The 18,573-nt window shown below is 68.6% G+C and carries 17 protein-coding genes and 1 tRNA gene; 2 read left to right on the forward strand and 16 right to left on the reverse strand.

Features of this window, described 5'->3' with window-relative positions:
- Positions 1–15: 15 nt before the first annotated feature.
- The 11 genes from rpoB to IE274_RS22475 all read right to left on the reverse strand — a co-directional run bounded on the left by rpoB (position 16) and on the right by IE274_RS22475 (position 11,393).
- Positions 16–3,501, reverse strand: coding sequence for a DNA-directed RNA polymerase subunit beta (gene rpoB, locus IE274_RS22425; RefSeq protein ID WP_190117634.1), 3,486 nt, complete (start codon positions 3,499–3,501; stop codon positions 16–18).
- A gap of 596 nt (positions 3,502–4,097) precedes the next feature.
- Positions 4,098–4,484, reverse strand: a complete 387-nt coding sequence (gene rplL, locus IE274_RS22430) for a 50S ribosomal protein L7/L12 (protein ID WP_190117635.1) — start codon at positions 4,482–4,484, stop codon at positions 4,098–4,100.
- A 110-nt stretch (positions 4,485–4,594) separates the two neighbouring features.
- The gene (rplJ, locus tag IE274_RS22435) at positions 4,595–5,122 is read right to left on the reverse strand and encodes a 50S ribosomal protein L10 (protein WP_190117636.1); all 528 of its coding nucleotides are present in this window, start codon (positions 5,120–5,122) and stop codon (positions 4,595–4,597) included.
- A 313-nt stretch (positions 5,123–5,435) separates the two neighbouring features.
- A complete protein-coding gene (locus IE274_RS22440) occupies positions 5,436–6,290 on the reverse strand; it encodes an SCO4651 family lipoprotein (protein WP_190117637.1) in 855 nt (284 codons plus the stop codon).
- Positions 6,291–6,430: 140 nt separating this feature from the next.
- Complete coding sequence (locus IE274_RS22445; protein WP_190117638.1) at positions 6,431–7,330, reverse strand: SCO4651 family lipoprotein; 900 nt, start codon at positions 7,328–7,330, stop codon at positions 6,431–6,433.
- Between the two features lie 219 nt (positions 7,331–7,549).
- Complete coding sequence (rplA, locus tag IE274_RS22450) at positions 7,550–8,272, reverse strand: 50S ribosomal protein L1 (protein WP_055698213.1); 723 nt, start codon at positions 8,270–8,272, stop codon at positions 7,550–7,552.
- A 106-nt stretch (positions 8,273–8,378) separates the two neighbouring features.
- Positions 8,379–8,813: a 50S ribosomal protein L11 gene (gene rplK, locus IE274_RS22455; protein WP_016645192.1), complete on the reverse strand. Its 435-nt coding sequence runs from the start codon at positions 8,811–8,813 to the stop codon at positions 8,379–8,381.
- A gap of 214 nt (positions 8,814–9,027) precedes the next feature.
- Positions 9,028–9,555 carry a hypothetical protein gene (locus tag IE274_RS22460; RefSeq protein WP_190117639.1) on the reverse strand — a complete coding sequence of 176 codons (528 nt, stop codon included), beginning with the start codon at positions 9,553–9,555 and terminating at the stop codon, positions 9,028–9,030.
- 328 nt (positions 9,556–9,883) lie between these two features.
- Positions 9,884–10,849 (reverse strand): transcription termination/antitermination protein NusG, encoded by a 966-nt coding sequence (gene nusG, locus IE274_RS22465; RefSeq protein WP_190117640.1) that lies wholly within the window; start codon positions 10,847–10,849, stop codon positions 9,884–9,886.
- Between the two features lie 77 nt (positions 10,850–10,926).
- Positions 10,927–11,214 (reverse strand): preprotein translocase subunit SecE, encoded by a 288-nt coding sequence (gene secE / locus IE274_RS22470; protein WP_190117808.1) that lies wholly within the window; start codon positions 11,212–11,214, stop codon positions 10,927–10,929.
- Positions 11,215–11,320: 106 nt separating this feature from the next.
- A tRNA-Trp gene (locus tag IE274_RS22475) sits at positions 11,321–11,393 on the reverse strand.
- A 193-nt stretch (positions 11,394–11,586) separates the two neighbouring features.
- Here IE274_RS22475 and IE274_RS22480 point away from each other — a divergent pair.
- Both IE274_RS22480 and IE274_RS22485 read left to right on the forward strand, forming a co-directional pair.
- Positions 11,587–12,813: a pyridoxal phosphate-dependent aminotransferase gene (locus IE274_RS22480; protein WP_190117641.1), complete on the forward strand. Its 1,227-nt coding sequence runs from the start codon at positions 11,587–11,589 to the stop codon at positions 12,811–12,813.
- A gap of 129 nt (positions 12,814–12,942) precedes the next feature.
- A complete protein-coding gene (locus IE274_RS22485) occupies positions 12,943–13,962 on the forward strand; it encodes an adenosine deaminase (protein WP_190117642.1) in 1,020 nt (339 codons plus the stop codon).
- Between the two features lie 96 nt (positions 13,963–14,058).
- On the opposite strand, the gene IE274_RS22490 is transcribed toward IE274_RS22485, so the two are convergent.
- From IE274_RS22490 to IE274_RS22510, 5 genes are all read right to left on the reverse strand, one after another.
- Positions 14,059–15,120 (reverse strand): UDP-N-acetylmuramate dehydrogenase, encoded by a 1,062-nt coding sequence (locus IE274_RS22490; RefSeq protein WP_268255582.1) that lies wholly within the window; start codon positions 15,118–15,120, stop codon positions 14,059–14,061.
- 199 nt (positions 15,121–15,319) lie between these two features.
- On the reverse strand, positions 15,320–16,756 hold the full coding sequence (locus IE274_RS22495) for an MFS transporter (RefSeq protein WP_190117644.1): 1,437 nt from the start codon (positions 16,754–16,756) through the stop codon (positions 15,320–15,322).
- Between the two features lie 123 nt (positions 16,757–16,879).
- The gene (locus IE274_RS22500; RefSeq protein ID WP_190117645.1) at positions 16,880–17,446 is read right to left on the reverse strand and encodes a TetR/AcrR family transcriptional regulator; all 567 of its coding nucleotides are present in this window, start codon (positions 17,444–17,446) and stop codon (positions 16,880–16,882) included.
- 187 nt (positions 17,447–17,633) lie between these two features.
- Positions 17,634–18,062, reverse strand: coding sequence for a MaoC family dehydratase (locus tag IE274_RS22505; protein ID WP_190117646.1), 429 nt, complete (start codon positions 18,060–18,062; stop codon positions 17,634–17,636).
- Between the two features lie 4 nt (positions 18,063–18,066).
- Positions 18,067–18,531 (reverse strand): MaoC family dehydratase N-terminal domain-containing protein, encoded by a 465-nt coding sequence (locus tag IE274_RS22510; protein ID WP_190117647.1) that lies wholly within the window; start codon positions 18,529–18,531, stop codon positions 18,067–18,069.
- Positions 18,532–18,573 lie beyond the last annotated feature (42 nt).

Genomic DNA, 18,573 nt, shown 5'->3' on the forward strand with positions numbered 1-18,573 from the left:
CCCGCCGGACTCCCGTCAGACCTCTTCGACGCTGCTCGGCTCGCGCCGGGACAGGTCGATACCGAGCTCCTCCGCCGCGCGGAAGACGTCCTCGTCGGTGTCACGCATCTCGATGGACATGCCGTCCGAGGACAGCACCTCCACGTTGAGGCAGAGGGACTGCATTTCCTTGATGAGCACCTTGAAGGACTCGGGAATGCCGGGCTCGGGGATGTTCTCGCCCTTGACGATGGCCTCGTAGACCTTCACGCGGCCGGTCACGTCGTCGGACTTGATCGTCAGCAGCTCCTGGAGGGCGTACGCGGCGCCGTAAGCCTCCAGCGCCCACACCTCCATCTCTCCGAAGCGCTGGCCACCGAACTGAGCCTTACCACCCAGCGGCTGCTGGGTGATCATCGAGTACGGGCCGGTCGACCGGGCGTGCAGCTTGTCGTCGACCAGGTGGTGGAGCTTGAGGATGTACATGTACCCGACCGAGATCGGGTCCGGGAACGGCTCGCCGGAGCGGCCGTCGAACAGACGCGCCTTGCCGGAGGGAAGCACCATCCGCTCACCGTCCCGGTTCGGGATGGTGTGCTGGAGCAGGCCGGCCAGCTCGTCCTCGCGGGCGCCGTCGAAGACCGGGGTCGCGACGTTGGTGCCCGGGGCGACCGAGTCGGCGCCGATCGCCTGCAGACGCTGCGCCCACTCGTCCCCGAGCCCGGAGACGTCCCAGCCGCGGCTGGCGAGCCAGCCGAGGTGGATCTCCAGGACCTGTCCCGGGTTCATTCGGGACGGGACACCCAGCGGGTTGAGGATGATGTCGACGGGCGTGCCGTCCTCAAGGAAGGGCATGTCCTCGATCGGGAGGATCTTGGAGATGACGCCCTTGTTTCCGTGACGACCGGCGAGCTTGTCACCGTCCGTGATCTTGCGCTTCTGCGCCACGTAGACACGAACCAGCTGGTTCACGCCCGGCGGCAGCTCGTCGCCCTCTTCACGGTCGAAGACGCGGACGCCGATGACCTTGCCGATCTCGCCGTGCGGGACCTTCAGGGAGGTGTCACGGACCTCGCGGGCCTTCTCACCGAAGATCGCGCGGAGCAGGCGCTCCTCCGGCGTCAGCTCGGTCTCGCCCTTGGGCGTGACCTTGCCGACGAGGATGTCGCCGGCGACGACCTCGGCACCGATCCGGATGATGCCGCGCTCGTCGAGGTCGGCGAGGACCTCCTCGGAGACGTTCGGGATGTCCCGGGTGATCTCCTCCGGGCCGAGCTTGGTGTCACGGGCGTCGACCTCGTGCTCCTCGATGTGGATCGAGGAGAGGACGTCGTCCTGCACGAGGCGCTGCGACAGGATGATCGCGTCCTCGTAGTTGTGACCCTCCCACGGCATGAACGCCACGAGCAGGTTCTTGCCGAGGGCCATCTCGCCCTCTTCGGTGGCCGGACCGTCGGCGAGGACCTGGCCCTCGATGACGCGGGCACCCTCCTCGACGACGACCTTCTGGTTCACCGAGGTGCCCTGGTTGGAGCGGGAGAACTTGGCGACGCGGTACGTGGTGTACGTGCCGTCGTCGTTGGTGACGGTGACGTAGTCCGCGGAGACCTCCTGGACCACACCCGCCTTCTCGGCCTTGATCACGTCACCGGCGTCGACCGCGCAGCGGTACTCCATGCCGGTGCCGACGAGGGGGGCCTCGGCGGTGATCAGCGGCACGGCCTGACGCATCATGTTCGCGCCCATGAGCGCGCGGTTGGCGTCGTCGTGCTCGAGGAACGGGATCATGGCGGTCGCGACCGACACCATCTGGCGCGGCGAGACGTCCATGTAGTCGACGTCGTCGCCCGGGATGTAGTCGACCTCGCCACCACGGCGGCGGACCAGGACGCGCGACTCGGTGAACCGCATGTCCTCGGAGAGCGTCGCGTTCGCCTGGGCGATCACGAAGCGGTCTTCCTCGTCGGCGGTCAGGTAGTCGACGTCGTCGCTGACGACGCCCTCGACGACCTTGCGGTACGGCGTCTCGACGAAGCCGAACGCGTTCACCCGGCCGTAGGAGGCCAGCGAACCGATCAGACCGATGTTCGGGCCTTCGGGCGTCTCGATCGGGCACATGCGGCCGTAGTGAGACGGGTGCACGTCACGGACCTCGAAGCCGGCCCGCTCACGGGACAGACCACCGGGACCCAGCGCCGAGAGACGACGCTTGTGCGTCAGACCCGACAGCGGGTTGTTCTGGTCCATGAACTGCGACAGCTGCGAGGTGCCGAAGAATTCCTTGATCGACGCCACCACGGGGCGGATGTTGATCAGGGTCTGCGGCGTGATCGCCTCGACGTCCTGCGTCGTCATGCGCTCACGCACGACGCGCTCCATACGAGCCAGACCCGTGCGGACCTGGTTCTGGATGAGCTCGCCGACGTTGCGCAGGCGGCGGTTGCCGAAGTGGTCGATGTCGTCGGTCTCGACGACGATGCCGACACCGCTGTCACCGACGGTCTCGGTCTCACCGGCGTGCAGCTTCACCAGGTACTTGATCGAGGCGATGATGTCCTCGACCGTCAGGACGCCCGCGTCGAGCGGCGCGTCCGCACCCAGCTTCTTGTTGACCTTGTAGCGGCCGACCTTCGCGAGGTCGTAGCGCTTCGGGTTGAAGTAGAGGTTCTCAAGCAGCGTCTGAGCGGCCTCGCGGGTCGGCGGCTCGCCCGGACGGAGCTTGCGGTAGATGTCGAGCAGCGCGTCGTCCTGGCCCTGGGTGTGGTCCTTCTCCAGGGTGGCGCGCATGGACTCGTACTCGCCGAACTCCTCGAGGATCTGCTCGGTGGTCCAGCCGAGAGCCTTCAGGAGCACGGTGACCGACTGCTTGCGCTTGCGGTCGATGCGGACACCGACCATGTCGCGCTTGTCGATCTCCATCTCCAGCCAGGCACCCCGGGACGGGATGATCTTGGCGGAGAAGATGTCCTTGTCGGACGTCTTGTCGATCGAGGAGTCGAAGTAGACGCCGGGCGAACGGACCAGCTGCGACACCACGACACGCTCGGTGCCGTTGATGACGAAGGTGCCCTTGTTCGTCATGAGCGGGAAGTCGCCCATGAAGACCGTCTGGGACTTGATCTCACCGGTCTCGTTGTTGGTGAACTCGGCGGTGACGAAGAGCGGGGCGGCGAACGTGAAGTCGCGCTCCTTGCACTCGTCGATGGAGTTCTTCGAGGGCTCGAAGCGGTGGTCGCGGAAGGTCAGCGACATCGACCCGGAGAAGTCCTCGATCGGGGAGATCTCCTCGAAGATCTCCTCCAGACCGGACTTGGTGGGGACGTCCTGTCCGCTTTCCAGAGCCGCCTCGACACGAGCCTTCCACGCGTCGTTGCCGAGCAGCCAGTCAAAGCTTTCGGTCTGCAGCGCAAGAAGGTTCGGAACCTCGAGGGGCTCCTTGATCTTTGCAAAGGAGATGCGCAGCGGGGCGGTGCTGGCGCCGTTGTTCGTATTCGCGGTCGAGGCAGTGCGCGAGGCGGCCAAGAGGGGGTCCTTCCGAGGGCTCGGACTCACTACGCGCGTACCGGTCCCAAGCTGGCAGAGAGACAGAAATCCCAGGTCAGGGTGGTTTCAGTCCACGGTGCTCAAGCATGGGCATGCCCCTGGTGACGGGCAGGAGGCAGCTAACAGGCAGCGCAAAGGGTCAGTGTAGCCACCTGGCCCACTGATGTCCAGTCCCGGTTTCTGGAGACCCTGTTTGTTCTCAACAGCTGCGGCAAGCCACGTCCTCAACGCACATCGATACTGCCCTCTTCGTCGCCGATCCATGCCTCGGATGCGGATCGTTGTGACGACGCGTCCTGAGAATTGCGCGCTGCGTGCGGTTCGTCAAGGCCCCCCTTGCCCGGACGCGCCTGGCTCCGTCGCCGTCACGGCCCGTCGCCAGGCACAACGAAGATCACCATACTCGCCGCGACCGACAGTGCAAGGCAGCCGCCGCACGTGTGCCCGGGAACGCCGAACGGCGACCACCCACATGGGTGATCGCCGTTCGGTGTGTGTGCGTTACAGCCCGAGGGCTGTGATCACACGGACGAGTCAGAGACTCGCACCAGACGCCCTGAGGCGCCTGGAGGGTGTTACTTGACCTCGACGGAGGCGCCGGCGCCCTTGAGGGCCTCGGCGGCCTTCTCCGCGGCGTCCTTGGCGACCTTCTCGAGGACCGGCTTCGGGGTGCCGTCGACGAGGTCCTTGGCCTCCTTCAGACCCAGGGAGGTCAGCTCGCGCACGACCTTGATGACCTGGATCTTCTTGTCGCCGGCGCCGGTGAGGATGACGTCGAACTCGTCCTGCTCCTCGACGGCCTCGGCGGCGCCGCCAGCGGCACCACCGGCGACGACGACCGGCGCGGCAGCGGCGGCGGTGACGTCGAACTTGTCCTCGAAGGCCTTCACGAACTCGGAGAGCTCGATGAGGGTCATCTCTTCGAACTGGGCGAGCAGGTCGTCCTGGCTGAGCTTCGCCATGATGGCGGTCCTTCCACTAATTCGGCGGGTGCCGGATGTACATGAGAGGCGGGCGTACAAATGGCCCGCTAGACCGTCGCCGTCAGGCGACGGTCACTGCGCGAGCCGAATTACTCGGCACCGCCCTGCTCGCCCTGCTTGGCACGGAGCGCGTCCACGGTGCGGACGAGCTTCGAGGGGAGCGCCTGGAAGACCTGAGCAGCCTGAGTCTGCTTGCCCTTCATGGCGCCCGCCAGCTTGGCGAGCAGAACCTCGCGGGACTCGAGGTCCGCAAGCTTCTTGATCTCGTCGGCGGACAGCGCCTTGCCATCAAGGACACCGCCCTTGATGACGAGAGCGGGGTTGTCCTTGGCGAAGTCACGAAGACCCTTCGCCGCCTCGACCGGGTCACCGGTCACGAAGGCGACAGCGGTCGAGCCCTTGAGGTGCTCGTCCAGCTGGATCCCGGCCTCGTTGGCCGCGATCTTGGTCAGCGTGTTCTTCACCACACGGTACTGAGCGTTCTCGCCGAGAGAACGGCGAAGCTCCTTGAGCTGCGCCACGGACAGTCCGGTGTAAGAAGTGACAACAGCAGCGTTGGAGTCGCGCAGCTTCTGCGTGATCTCCTCGACGGCTGCGACCTTGTCGGACGTCGCCATGAGCCTCGGCCTCCTTCCGGGGTGATGATCCTCGACTGACCTTGCGATCAGCCGCGTGTCGCCGGACCGCCTGAATCAGGCACACAGGAAGGGGTTCTGCACAAAACGAAACGCCCCGGCGCAGGCGCACGGGGCGTGAGCTCGACCTTACGGAATTCCGTCCGGGAGCACTTCCACAGTCACCTACGCGGGTCGTCCGCAGCTTCAGCGGATCCTTCGGCCACCGCGCCCTCTTGCGAGCGCACGGCAACGACCAGCGGTCTTTGGCTTCTGTGGAAGCGTACGCGAACGTGGCCGCGGCAGGCAAATCGGGTCAGCCCCGGGCGCCCTTCATCTCCGCGGCGATGTCCATGACCTGGCTCTTCGGCGGCGCCTTCACGGTCACCGACTTGTTGTAGTCGAGGAAGGTGATGGTCATGTCCAGGGGGCCCTTGTCGCCCTTGCCGCGGGCGCGGAACTGCTTGGTGTGGTCCTCGCCGTCGATCCACATGTCCATCGTGAGCTTCTCGACGCCCATGTCCTCGTACTGCTTGAGGCCCCGCTCGCGGCGCTTCTTGGTGGCCGCGTCCTCGTCCTTCATCAGCTCGCGCAGCCGCTTCATCGTGACCGTGCCGGTGTAGCGCGTGGTCTCGACGCCCTCGACGGTCTCGTCGCCGACCTTCTTGAGGTCGTCGGAACCGGTCAGGAGGGTGGACTGGTCGGCCGGGTTGTTGTCCGCCTGGGCGGACACCGAGGTGCCGCTCGGCTTGCCCGCTCCCCCGCCCATGGGCTTGGCCGGGAACTTGATCCAGCTCTTGCCGTCCATCTCCTTGGCCGCGTCCTTGCCGCCGCCGATGTAGACGCCGCCGTCGACGACCCGGAGTTCCATCTTCTCCGGGCCCTGGTCGGGCGCGCTCATCTTCATGCTCATCGCGAGCGGCTTCGTGGTCATGGCCGCCTCGGCCTGGACCCGCCCGTCGCCCGGGACGCTGCCCTTCATCCGGAACGAGAACGACGTCAGGTCCTCGGTCTTGTCGGCGGCCTTCTTGACGGCCGCCGCGGGCGCCATGTCGCCCCCCGCCTTGTCGGACTTCTCCGACCCACAGCTGACCGCGCCACCGGCGAGCAGCACGGCCGCCAGCGCGGCGCCCGCGGTTCTCTTACGTCCCGTACGTACGGAAATGCTCATGACCCCACCCCTAGGAACATTTGATCCACTTATTGCCCGGCCGAGATTACCCGAAGGTAGGCGGGGCCTTCCTTCGGGTTCTCGGGCAGCGGGGATCTCCGCCGACCGGGTTCTCCGGCGGCGCGGGGCGGGGCGCGGCCCTACATGCTCGGCTGCTTGTTCATCAGATCCTTGAAGTCCGCCGTGTCAGCGGCCGGGGGCTCCTCGGCGGAGACCTCGGTGCCGTAGTCGCTGTAGTACGCGGTGGCGGCGAGCCGGCCCGTCTTCATCTGGCCGCGCTCGGTCTTCTTCACGAGCAGGTTCTCGTCGTTGACCCAGATGTCGATGGTCTCGGTTGTGATCCCGGCCTGCTCCAACTGGTTCTTCATGTCGGCGAGTTGGGACTCGCTCAGACCCGAACTCTGCTCCGCGAGCTCGGCGACCTCGACCGTGCCGGAGTAGCGCGTGGTGTCCACGCCGCGCACCTTCTCCTCGCCGACCTTCTTCACGTCGCCGGAGGCGAGCAGCATCTTCACCGACTGGTGCGGCGTGCTGTTCTGCATCGCGTCCTTCATGTACGCGCCCGAGCCGCCGCCTATCCGCTCCAGGTCGTCGTAGGCGTACTTCACCCAGTGCTTGCCGCCGGCCTGGGCGGCGAACTGCTCGCCCATCTTCGCGTAGTAGGCCTCGGGCAGATAGCGGGCCTCCATCGACGTGGTGCCGGCCTGGCGCATCGTCTCCGCCATCTGGCCACCGGTGTACGTGATGGTCATGTTGCCGGTGAGGCCGTCGGCCCAGCCGAGGGCGCCCTCGGCCTTCATGGACATCACGGAGCCCATGGTGGTCTCGGACTCCACCTTGGCCGAATCCGCCTTGTCGGTCGTGTTCTCGATGGTGCGCAGCGCGGCTATGGGGCTGACGCTCAGGCCGCCCTTGCCGCCGGATCCCTCGGCACTGTCGGAGTCCCCCGAGTCGTCCGAGGAGCCGCAGGCGGTGACCCCGGTCAGGGCCGCCGCGGCCGCGACCGCCAGAGCCACGCGTCGCGCAGTCGTGCTGTTCATGTCGTCCCACCCCTTGCGTCCATGGAGAGCCAGCACGCTAGCGCAGCACGCTCGTCCCCGTATCCCGTACCCGTGTGCTGTACGTGTCCCGTACGCGGCACACCTCGCGCAGCGGCACAGCCCGTCCCCCGAACATGTACCCGAAAAACGGGACGGGCCCCGCACCGGAAATGGTTGCGGGGCCCGTCACATTCGCGCCAGGCGCGGCTGTCGTCAGTTTCAGACGGCGGCCGGGTCCTCCTCGACGAGGAGGTTGCGGGTGCGGTTGGAGTCCAGCGGAATGCCGGGGCCCATCGTGGTGGTGATGGCGGCCTTCTTGATGTACCGACCCTTGGCGGCCGACGGCTTCAGACGGAGGATCTCCTCCAGGGCCGCGGCGTAGTTCTCCACCAGCTTGGTGTCGTCGAAGGACACCTTGCCGATGATGAAGTGCAGGTTCGAGTGCTTGTCGACGCGGAACTCGATCTTGCCGCCCTTGATGTCGTTGACAGCCTTCACGACGTCGGGGGTGACGGTGCCGGTCTTCGGGTTCGGCATCAGACCACGCGGACCGAGCACGCGGCCGAGGCGGCCGACCTTGCCCATGAGGTCCGGGGTGGCGACGACGGCGTCGAAGTCCAGGCGACCCTTCGCGACCTCGTCGATCAGCTCGTCGGCGCCGACGATGTCGGCCCCAGCGGCTTCCGCGGCCGCAGCACGGTCACCGGTCGCGAAGACCAGGACCCGGGCGGTCTTGCCGGTGCCGTGCGGGAGGTTCACGGTGCCACGGACCATCTGGTCGGCCTTGCGCGGGTCGACGCCCAGACGCATGGCGACCTCGACGGTGCCGTCGAACTTGGTCGCGGAGGTCTCCTTGGCGAGACGGACGGCCTCGAGCGGGGCGTACAGCTTCTCCCGGTCGATCTTGGCGTCCGCAGCGCGGAGAGTCTTGCTGCGCTTCACTTCTACTCCTGAGGTTCAGGTGGGGAGTTCGTGGTCCGGGCCAGCGCGTGGCCCTGCCACTCAGGTCACGGGGTCGACGGTGCGACTCCGTCGAGTAGGGCTGGGATCAGCCCTCGACCGTGATGCCCATGGAACGGGCGGTGCCGGCGATGATCTTCGACGCGGCGTCCAGGTCGTTCGCGTTGAGGTCGGGCATCTTGGTGGTGGCGATCTCGCGGACCTGCGCCTCGGTGATCTTGGCGACCTTGGTCTTGTGCGGCTCGCCGGAGCCCTTCTCCACGCCCGCGGCCTTGAGGATCATCTTGGCGGCCGGCGGCGTCTTGGTGATGAAGGTGAAGGAACGGTCTTCGTAGACCGTGATCTCCACCGGGATCACCCAGCCACGCTGCGACTCGGTCGCGGCGTTGTACGCCTTGCAGAACTCCATGATGTTCACGCCGTGCTGGCCCAGCGCGGGGCCGACCGGCGGAGCCGGGTTGGCGGCGCCGGCCTGGATCTGGAGCTTGATAAGCCCCGTGACCTTCTTCTTCTTGGGAGGCATTGCTCTCTCCGGGTCCTAGTGAGAGTGTTGAGCCGCATCCGAGGCGATGATCATCGATAGTCGCGATCATCCGGATGGAGGCATACCGCCCTACGATAACGGGTATCTCGGCGGGGCCCAAACCAATAGCTGATCAGCCCGCTGGCCCCGCCCCTCGGAGGGGCGGGGCCAGCGGCCTCGGCACCCGGCTGTGGCCGCCGGGCAGGGGGTGTGCTCAGCAGCGCTTGGACGTCATGGCGTGGCCCGGCAGCGGGTCGCCGGGGGCGCGCAGCTCGCCGACCGCGGAGGTGCACTCGTTGGCGGTGGCGGCAGGCAGCGACCAGAACTCCTGGACGTTGGTCTTGTTCCACCAGTCCTGGCCGACGATCTCGTCCCGGGCGTAGCTGTACACCCCGGTGCTGACGTCGTAGTCCTTGACCTTGTCGCGGAAGCTCTGCCACACCCAGACGTAGCCGTAGTTCTTCTTGCAGCTGGGCGAGTAGAACTGCTTCACCGACGCGGCGTGCGCTCCCTTCCTGTCGATGTACGCGGTGGTGCCGATCTGGTAGGCGTCGGAACAGACCCCGGCCGCCTGGGCCTTGAGGCTGCGCGGGTTGCCGTCCGCCGAGGGCGCGGTCGACTGGGGCGCCGCCTTTCTGGCGTCGGGCGCGGGCGCGGGGCCGGTTCCGGCCAGCGCCGAACCGGCGCCGAGCAGGACGAAGGCGCAGGCGGAGGCAGCAATCGCGGTCTTACGGGCACGCATCAGGTGGTCCCCCTTGCTCGTCGGTGAAGGCACCCGAGCCCGCCATGTCCCGCGGCGAGATCCCCGCGGCGAAACCCCTGCGGAGATATCGCCGCAGAGCACCACAAATCACCGCTGATGGAGACAAGGGTCCCCATAAGCGTGCTGAGGTGTCGTGGAGGAAGGGACCGGGTGTTTCCGTCTACAAGTGAGACAGCCTTGGGCACCCGATGGTTGTGGCGTGGCACACATTTGCTCGCCGATAGCCACGACAAAGCCCCCGACCAGCGGTTTCCCGCCGGTCAGGGGCTCTGCGCGAAGATCTTCGAGCTAGCTCCGCTGGTTCTGGCTAGTTCTTCTGGATCTGGTCGAAGCTCAGCTCGACCGGGGTCTCGCGGCCGAAGATCTCGACGAGGCCCTTGACCTTCTTCGAGTCGGCGTTGATCTCGTTGATCGTGGCCTGCAGCGTGGCGAACGGGCCGTCGGTGACGGTGACCGAGTCGCCGACCTCGAAGTCCAGGACCTGGACCTCGACCTTGCGCTGCGGAGCGGGCTTGCCCTCGGCCTCGGCGGCCTCGCGGGCGGCCTTCTCCTCGGCCTCCGGGGCGAGCATCTTGACGATCTCGTCCAGCGTCAGCGGGTACGGGTCGTAGGCGTTGCCGACGAAGCCGGTGACGCCGGGGGTGTTGCGGACAACGCCCCAGGACTCGTTCGTCAGGTCCATGCGCACCAGGACGTAGCCGGGGAGCTTGTTCTGACGGATGGTCTTGCGCTCGCCGTTCTTGATCTGGGCGACCTCTTCCTGCGGCACCTCGGCCTGGAAGATGAAGTCCTCGACGTTGAGCGAGACGGCGCGCTGCTCGAGGTTGGTCTTCACACGGTTCTCGTAACCGGCGTAGGTGTGGATGACGTACCACTCGCCGGGCAGACCGCGGAGTTCCTCGCGCAGGGCGGCGATGGGGTCGACCGGCTCGGCGGGGACCTCTTCTTCGGCGTCCTCGGCGTCCTCGGCGGACTCGTCGGCTGCGGCGTCCTCGGCGGACGCGTCCTCGTCGGAGTCCTCGTCCGCGACGGCCTCGGCCGCTTCGGCGTCCTCGTCGGTCTCGGCGACGTCGATGCCACCGGCCGCCGCTTCTTCGTCGGACTCGACGTGCAGGGCCGCCTCTTCGGCGGGCTCGCCCGCGGCGACGTCGGCAGCCTCGGCCTGGTCCGGGTCCTCGGCGTCCGCCGCCTCGACGATGTCGAGCTGGTCCTCCACGGACTCCGCGTGCTCTGCGCGAGGCTCAACGGCGTCGTTCAGGTTCGGGTCAGACACGGTGGCTGCTTCTTCCTGGATACATGGGGGTGGAACACGCGAAAGGGGCGCCTGGTGCGGCGCCCTTCGCTCTCGGCCTAGCCGAAGATGTACTTGATGAGGTGGCTGAACCCATAGTCAATCACGGTCACAAGACCGATCATGATGACTACGAAGACGATCACGACCGTGGTGTACGTCGTGAGCTGGCTGCGCGTCGGCCAGACGACCTTGCGGAGCTCCGCAACGATCTGTCGGTAGAAGAGCGCCAGCCTGGCCAGCGGACCCTTCTTGCCTCGCTTGCCGCCCTTGCGCGCCTTCTTCTTGGAGTCCGGCGCCTCGTCCTGGGCATCAGGCATGTCGATGGAGCCCACGGCGTCCGTCACTCGTCTCACCTGATTCCGGGTCGTGGCCGTGCCGCGCCCGGTTGAGCCGCACGGCGGTGCATTGCGGTACGTACATGCGCACACATCCTGGCGAAGGTGTGTGTAGCAGGGCCGGAGGGACTTGAACCCCCAACCGCTGGTTTTGGAGACCAGTGCTCTACCAATTGAGCTACGACCCTTTGATTTCCCCCAACCTACAGCATCCGACCATGTGCACCGAGTGCTCTTGGAAGGTGCGGCCGGTGAGGGCCAACGACCAGTGAGTGTACGTGGTCCGGGGCGCCCCGTCGAACACGATGGGATCCGGCTCCGGAACGGACGGTCCTGGAAACCCGTGTGTCGGGGCCGTTTCGGGTCTGGAACGATGGGCGCATGAGCGCTGTCACTCCTCCCACCGAGCGCCGGGTCTCCGCCCGAGTCGGCGCGATCTCCGAGTCCGCGACCCTCGCCGTCGACGCCAAGGCCAAGGCCCTCAAGGCCGCCGGGCGCCCGGTGATCGGTTTCGGCGCGGGCGAGCCGGACTTCCCGACCCCGGACTACATCGTCGAAGCGGCCGTCGAGGCCTGCAAGAACCCGAAGTACCACCGCTACACGCCCGCGGGCGGTCTGCCCGAGCTGAAGGCCGCGATCGCCGCGAAGACGCTGCGCGACTCCGGGTACGAACCCGAGGTCTCCGAGATCCTGGTGACCAACGGCGGCAAGCAGGCCATCTACGAGGCGTTCGCCGCGATCCTCGACCCGGGCGACGAGGTCATCGTCCCGGCGCCGTACTGGACGACGTACCCGGAGTCGATCCGCCTCGCGGGCGGCGTCCCGGTTCCGGTCGTCGCCGACGAGACCACCGGCTACCGCGTCTCCGTGGAGCAGCTGGAGGCCGCGCGCACGGAGAACACGAAGGTCGTCCTCTTCGTGTCCCCGTCCAACCCGACGGGCGCCGTCTACAGCCGCGAGGACGCGGAGGCCATCGGCCGCTGGGCCCTGGAGCACGGCCTGTGGGTGATGACGGACGAGATCTACGAACACCTCGTCTACGGAGACGCGGAGTTCACGTCCCTGCCCGCGCTCCTGCCCGAGCTGCGCGACAAGTGCGTGGTCGTCAACGGCGTCGCGAAGACGTACGCCATGACCGGCTGGCGCGTGGGGTGGATCATCGGCCCGAAGGACGTCGTGAAGGCCGCGACGAACCTCCAGTCGCACGCCACGTCCAACGTCTCCAACGTCGCGCAGGCCGCCGCCGTCGCCGCCGTCTCCGGTGACCTGACGGCCGTCGACAAGATGCGTGAGGCCTTCGACCGGCGCCGCCGCACGATCGTGCGGATGCTGAACGAGATCGACGGCGTGGTGTGCCCGGAGCCCGAGGGCGCGTTCTACGTGTACCCCTCGGTGAAGGCGCTGATCGGCAAGGAGATCCGCGGCAAGCGCCCGCAGAACTCCGTCGATCTTGCCGCGCTCGTCCTGGAGGAGGTCGAGGTCGCGGTGGTACCGGGCGAGGCCTTCGGGACGCCGGGCTATCTGCGGCTTTCGTACGCCCTGGGTGACGAGGACCTGGTCGAGGGCGTCTCGCGGATCCAGAAGCTGCTGGCGGAAGCGCGCGACTGAGTCGTCCGCACAGCCGATCGGACCCCGCCGCAGCACGTGCTGCGGTGGGGTCCGTTTCTTTGTTCAGGGCAGGCCACGAATGAGGAAAGCCGCTACCGGGGCACCCCACCCGTACGGCAAGATCCTGGAATGGAGCGCGTACGAGACGTAAGAGAGCTGCCGAAGGCCCATCTGCACCTGCACTTCACCGGGTCGATGCGGCCCTCGACGCTGCTTGAGCTCGCCGACAAGTACGGGGTCCACCTGCCGGAGGCCCTGACCGGGGGGACGCCGCCGAAGCTGCGGGCCACCGACGAGCGGGGCTGGTTCCGCTTCCAGCGGCTCTACGACATGGCGCGGTCCTGTCTGCGGCAGCCCGAGGACATCCAGCGCCTGGTGCGGGAAGCGGCCGAGGAGGACATCAGGGACGGCTCGGGGTGGCTGGAGATCCAGGTCGACCCGACGTCGTACGCTCCCCGGCTCGGCGGGCTCATCCCGGCCCTGGAGATCATCCTGGACGCCGTCGACACGGCCTCGCGCGAGACCGGGCTCGGGATGCGCGTCCTGGTCGCCGCGAACCGCATGAAGCACCCCCTGGACGCCCGCACGCTGGCCCGGCTCGCGGTGCGGTTCGCCGACCGCGGCGTCGTCGGCTTCGGGCTCTCCAACGACGAACGGCGCGGCATGGCGCGGGACTTCGACCGCGCCTTCGCCATCGCCCGCGAGGGCGGCCTGCTCGCGGCCCCGCACGGCGGCGAGCTGAACGGGCCCTCGTCGGTCCGGGACTGCCTCGACGACCTGCACGCGCGGCGCATCGGACACGGCGTGCGGGCGGCCGAGGACCCGCGGCTCCTGAAGCGGCTCGCCGAGCGGGGCGTGACGTGCGAGGTGTGCCCGGCGTCCAACGTCGCCCTCGGCGTCTACGAGAAGCCCGAGGACGTACCCCTGCGGACGCTGTACGACGCCGGGGTGCCGTTGGCGCTGGGCGCCGACGACCCGCTGCTCTTCGGCTCGCGCCTGGCCGCGCAGTACGAGATCGCCCGGCGGCACCACGGCTTCGACGACGCCGAACTGGCCGAGCTCGCCCGGCAGTCGGTGCGGGGGTCGGCGGCGCCCGCGGATGTGCAGGAGAAGCTGCTGGCGGGGATCGGGGAGTGGCTGGAGGGGTGAGGGGCGCTCGGCGCGGGGCCGGCGCGGGGCCGGGGCGGTCCGGGCGCGGGGCCCGGCGGCTGCTGGGTGGGGGCCCGGAGGCTGCCGGGCGGGGCCCTAGAGGCTGACGCCGACCGTCACCGGCTCGTTGACCAGCGTGATGCCGAACGCGTCCCGGACGCCCGCGACGACCTCGCGGGCCAGGGCGAGCAGGTCCTCCGTGGTCGCGCCGCCGCGGTTGGTGAGGGCCAGGGTGTGCTTGGTGGAGATGCGGGCGGGGCCCTGGCCGTAGCCCTTGGTGAAGCCGGCCTTGTCGATGAGCCAGGCCGCGGAGGTCTTCACGTGGCCGTCGCCCGCCGGGTACGCGGGCGGGGCGGTGTCCGGGCCGAGCCGCTCCGCCACGCGCGCGTGGAAGACGGCGAACTCCGCTTCCGTGAGGATCGGGTTGGTGAAGAACGACCCGGCCGACCAGCTGTCGTGGTCCTCGGGGTCGAGCACCATGCCTTTGCCCGCGCGCAGCTTCAGGACGGTCTCGCGGGCCACGGCGGCGGGCACCCGGTCTCCGGCCTCGACACCGAGGGTACGGGCCGTCTCCGGGTAGGCGATCGGGGCGCTCATCCCGCCCGCGTCCTCCAACTGGAAGCGGACGCGCAGGACCACGAAGCGGTCGGGTGCGGCTTTGAAACGGCTGTGGCGGTACGAGAACTCGCAGTCCGCGTTCGCGATGGTGACCGTCTCGCGGGCCTTCCGGTCGTACGCGATCACTTCGGTGATCGTCGAGGAGACCTCCTGGCCGTACGCGCCCACGTTCTGGATCGGCGTCGCGCCCGCGGAGCCGGGGATGCCGGCCAGGCACTCGATGCCCGCGAGACCCGCGTCGACGGTCCGCGCCACGGCGTCCGTCCAGACCTCACCGGCGGCGAGCTCGAGCCGCGTGCCGTCCAGGGCGAAGCCGGTGGTGGCGATCCGCAGGGCGGTGCCGTCGAAGCCCTTGTCGCCGATGACCAGGTTCGACCCACCGCCGACGATCAGCAGCGGAGTCCCGGAGTCGTCGGCCTCGCGGACGGCGGCGACCACCTCGGCGTCGGTCGTCGCGGTGATCAGACGGGCAGCGGGCCCACCGAGCCGGAAGGTGGTCAGCGGGGCGAGGGGGGCATCGTGGAGTACCTGCACACGCACAAGGGTACGGGCGCGGCCGCGAGGCCTTGCGGGGCGTGCCCGGTCATGGCGGCGCCGGGCCGCAGGGCGGCTTCGCCGGTCGCGCCACCCGCTCACCCGCAAGCGCCGGGCCGGCTGGTTTCAGCCGGTCCGGCGCTTGGGGACGAGGCCCGAGGGGCCGACAGGGGGGCAGGGGGCGCAGCCCCCACATGCCCCCCGTTCACACGGAGACCGGCACCCGCTCCTCAGCCGGGGCCTCCGCCGGGGCGCCCGCCGCCCCGGCCCGCCGCCGCGGCAGCACCGCCGCGGCGACCGCCCCCACGCCGACCACGGCCGCTCCCACCCACAGCGCGGGCTCGAGCCCGTCCACGAACGCCACCGGCGACTCGTACCCGCCCTGCGAGGTGAAGACCGAGGCCAGCATCGCGACACCGAGCGCCCCGCCCACCTCCCGCAGCGCGTTGTTCGCCCCGGAGGCGATGCCCTGCTCGGCGGGCCGGACGCTGGCCATGACCAGGCTGGCGGCCGGGGCGAAGTACAGGGCCATGCCGATCCCGCTGAGGATCAGGGCGGGGAGCTGCGCGGCGTACGACACGTCGGGCGACAGGACGACCGCGAACCAGCCGAGGCCGATGGCCTGGAGGGCGAGCCCTGCGGTGACGATCGGGCGGCCGCCGATGCGGTCGGAGAGGTAGCCCGCGATCGGCGCGACGATCATCGGCATGCCGGTCCAGGGCAGCAGCCGCAGGCCCGCCTCGGTCGGCGAGTAGCCGAGCACCCCTTGCAGGAACTGGCTGAGCAGGAAGATCGAGCCGAACATCCCGACGAACATCAGCAGGCTGGCCGCGTTGATCGCGGAGAACGCCCGGCTCCGGAAGAGCCGCATCGGGAGCATCGCGTTCTCGTTGCGGATGCCGTGGTGCACGAAGCCGCCGAGCAGCGCGGCACCCGCGGCCAGACCGATCAGGACGGGCGCGCTGGTCCAGCCGTCGATGTTGCCGCGGATCAGGGCGTACACGATGCCGAAGAGGCCGCCGCTGGCGAGCAGCGTGCCGACGATGTCGAGGCGGGCGCCGGTGCCGTACGACTCCGTGAGGCGCATCCGGGCGAGCGGCAGCAGGGCCAGGCCCAGCGGAACGTTCAGCCAGAAGATCCACTGCCAGGAGACGTGCTCGGTGAGCGCGCCGCCGATCAGCGGGCCGCTGGCGACCGCGAGGCCGTTGACGGCGCCCCAGATCCCGTACGCCATCCCGCGCTTGGCCGCCGGCACCGCGGCCGTGAGCAGCGTCAGGGTGAGCGGCATCATGATCGCGGCGCCGACGCCCTGCACCGCGCGGGCCGCGATCAGCTCGTCGAGGCCGGGCGCGAGGGCCGCCGCGGCGGAGGCTCCGGTGAAGATCGCGAGGCCGATCCCGAAGAGCTTGCGGCGCCCGAACCTGTCCCCCAGGGCCGCGCCGAACATCAGCAGCACGGCGAAGGTGAGGGTGTAGGCGCTCACGGTCCATTCGAGGTCTTCTATCGCGCCGCCCAGGTCCTTGCGGATGGAGGGCAGCGCGGTGGTGACGACGAGGTTGTCGAGGGCCGCCATGAATCCGGCGACGCTGGTGATGACGAGGGCCCAGACGGTCCCCCCGCGGTGTGCTGTCTGCTGTGACATCGCTCCCCCATGACGGCGAGTATCAGGTTAGTTATTAATGACTAACTTTCGCGGGCATAATGCTCCCCGACGGGCCCGCGGGCCCGACAGGGTGGTGACATGGCGCGCCGGGGCCCGACAGGCCTAGGCGGACGGCTCCCGCGGCTGAGCCGAGAGGTACATCCCTTCCCAGACCCGGTGCTCGGGCGGAAATCCCATGGCCGACAGGACATTGATCAGCATCCCGTACGCCATGAACGTCGTCGTCTCGTCCGCATCGGCCCCGAGCGGCAGATGCGCGGCCTCCCAGATCTCCATCCATCCGGCGCGCACCATCTCGCCGAACTCGTGGTCCCCGGAGGCCTCGGCGGCCGCCACGGCGACGTACGTCTGGAGTTGCATCCGCAGCTTGTCGGGGTCGTCCGCGATGAGCTGCGAGTACGCGATGGCCATGGCGTGCAGGGCCTCCTCGCCGTGCAGGCCTTCACCTGCCTTCTCGAAGACCTGGCGGGTCTCCTCCAGACAGCGCGCCGACGCCGCCAGGAAGATCGCCTTCTTGCTCGGGAAGAGCCGGAAGAGATACGGCTGCGAGACCCCGACGCGCTTGGCGATCGCCTCGGTCGACGTCCCGTAGTACCCACCGCTGGCGAATTCGCTCATCGCCGCACGGATGACGCTCTCGCGCCTCTCCTCTGCGCTCATCCTGACCATGCGACTAAGTTAGTGTCCAATCACTAACCATGTCAAGCGGTGGCTGCGGAGAAGCGGGGTGAGGTGCGGTGAGACGGGACGAAGTGCGATGAGACGAGGCGAGGGGCGGTGAGGGGCGGGAGCGGTACGCGTAAGGGGCGCCCGCAATGGCGGACGCCCCTTACCTGATGCCTTTCGGCCCCGTCGCTCAGGCCAGCCGTACAACAGCCCGGGACATGCCGAGCACCTTCTGGTCGCCGCTCTTGGCCAGCAGGTCGACTCGGACCTGCTGGTCGTCGAGCTTGGCCGCGACCTTGGCGCTGACCTCGATCGTGGCGCCCTTGTCGTCGTTCGGGACGACGACGGGCTTGGTGAAGCGGACGCCGTACTCGACGACAGCGGCCGGGTCACCCGTCCAGTCCGTCACGACGCGGATGGCCTCGGCCATCGTGAACATGCCGTGCGCGATGACGTCGGGCAGGCCGACCTCGACCGCGAACTTCTCGTTCCAGTGGATCGGGTTGAAGTCCCCGGAGGCACCCGCGTACTGCACCAATGTGGCGCGTGTCACCGGGAAGGTCCGGGCCGGGAGTTCGGTGCCGACCTCGACGTCGTCGTATGCGATCTTCGCGGTCATGGCGTCACGCCCCTTCTGCGGCGGGTTCCGCCGCGCGCGCGACGAGCTTGGTCCAGGCGGTCACGACGTGCTCCCCCGCCGCGTCGTGGACCTCGCCGCGGATGTCCAGGATGTCGTTGCCCGCCATGGACTTGATGGCCTCGATGGTCGACGTCACCGTGAGCCGGTCGCCCGCGTACACGGGACGCGTGTACGTGAACTTCTGGTCGCCGTGCACGACTCGGCTGTAGTCGAGCCCCAGCTGCGGGTCCTCGATGACCTTGCCCGCGGCCTTGAAGGTGATCGCGAACACAAAGGTCGGCGGGGCGAGCACATCGGGGTGGCCGAGCGCCTTGGCGGCTTCCGGGTCGGCGTACGCGGGGTTGGCGTCACCCACGGCGACCGCGAATTCGCGGATCTTCTCGCGGCCGACCTCATAGGGGTCGGTGGGCGGGTAGGACCGCCCCACGAAGGACTGGTCGAGCGCCATGGCTCGGCACCTCCTGGCAGCTGGGTTCTCGGTACGGATGTG

This window comes from Streptomyces flavofungini (assembly GCF_014650815.1).
GTDB lineage: Bacteria > Actinomycetota > Actinomycetes > Streptomycetales > Streptomycetaceae > Streptomyces > Streptomyces flavofungini.

Coding starts and splice junctions, on each gene's coding strand:
- IE274_RS22485 (WP_190117642.1), top strand. CDS start 12,943: ATGGAGCGCGTACGAGACGTAAGAGAGCTGCCGAAGGCCCATCTGCAC.
- IE274_RS22500 (WP_190117645.1), bottom strand. CDS start 17,446: ATGGTCAGGATGAGCGCAGAGGAGAGGCGCGAGAGCGTCATCCGTGCG.
- IE274_RS22505 (WP_190117646.1), bottom strand. CDS start 18,062: ATGACCGCGAAGATCGCATACGACGACGTCGAGGTCGGCACCGAACTC.
- rplJ (WP_190117636.1), bottom strand. CDS start 5,122: ATGGCGACGTCCGACAAGGTCGCAGCCGTCGAGGAGATCACGCAGAAG.
- rplL (WP_190117635.1), bottom strand. CDS start 4,484: ATGGCGAAGCTCAGCCAGGACGACCTGCTCGCCCAGTTCGAAGAGATG.
- IE274_RS22440 (WP_190117637.1), bottom strand. CDS start 6,290: ATGAGCATTTCCGTACGTACGGGACGTAAGAGAACCGCGGGCGCCGCG.
- IE274_RS22510 (WP_190117647.1), bottom strand. CDS start 18,531: ATGGCGCTCGACCAGTCCTTCGTGGGGCGGTCCTACCCGCCCACCGAC.
- IE274_RS22460 (WP_190117639.1), bottom strand. CDS start 9,555: ATGCGTGCCCGTAAGACCGCGATTGCTGCCTCCGCCTGCGCCTTCGTC.
- IE274_RS22445 (WP_190117638.1), bottom strand. CDS start 7,330: ATGAACAGCACGACTGCGCGACGCGTGGCTCTGGCGGTCGCGGCCGCG.
- IE274_RS22495 (WP_190117644.1), bottom strand. CDS start 16,756: ATGTCACAGCAGACAGCACACCGCGGGGGGACCGTCTGGGCCCTCGTC.
- IE274_RS22480 (WP_190117641.1), top strand. CDS start 11,587: ATGAGCGCTGTCACTCCTCCCACCGAGCGCCGGGTCTCCGCCCGAGTC.
- rplK (WP_016645192.1), bottom strand. CDS start 8,813: ATGCCTCCCAAGAAGAAGAAGGTCACGGGGCTTATCAAGCTCCAGATC.